Origin of the sequence: Streptomyces sp. WG5 (assembly GCF_049974565.1) — a bacterium.
In the GTDB taxonomy this organism is placed as follows: Bacteria; Actinomycetota; Actinomycetes; order Streptomycetales; family Streptomycetaceae; genus Streptomyces.
Window position 1 is genome coordinate 1 of the sequence record NZ_JBNGGC010000187.1, and the last position, 558, is coordinate 558.

The window sequence follows — 558 nt, forward strand, 5'->3', positions numbered from 1 at the left end:
GGGCTGTTGGTGACGATCCCCGGGGTGTAGCCGATCGCCTGCACCACCGAGCGCGCGCCCTGGTCGCGGATCTGGTCGGCGCCGATCACCGACATCGACTGCGGCACTTCGAGGATCGACGTGTTGGTCTTGGTTCCCGCCAACGTGCGATGCGCGACGTAGCCCTGGATCGGACCATTGCCTTCGCGGAACGAGCCGCGGCTCGCCACCGTCTCGGCGTGCGGTGGAGCACTCGGTACGTTGCGGTTGGCAGCGTGCCTCGGCCGGTCGCTGCGTGCCGCGCGCGAACCGCGCGACGCCGTCGTGCGCGGTTGCGTCCGTTGTTTCGGTGCCTCCACGGTTACCGGCGGCAACACCGCTGCGCCCTGCCCGCTTCCCGCGGTCTGCGCGGCTCCCGCCGTTGCATACCCCGCCAACGCCACCCCTACACAAACAACGATCGGAGCTTTCGCTCCAGCACCCAGCATTCCCACTTGTCACGCCCCATGCGACTGATGAGGCAGCCGTAACGCCACGGCTCTGTCGAGAAAAGAACTAGCAGCCGCGGCTTTCTGGAAT

1 protein-coding gene is annotated in these 558 nt (G+C 67.6%); it reads right to left on the reverse strand.

What is annotated here, in order from left to right:
* A partial coding sequence (locus ACP4IX_RS36540) for a TonB-dependent receptor plug domain-containing protein (RefSeq protein WP_426558988.1) occupies positions 1–209 on the reverse strand: 209 nt, incomplete at its 3' end.
* Positions 210–558 lie beyond the last annotated feature (349 nt).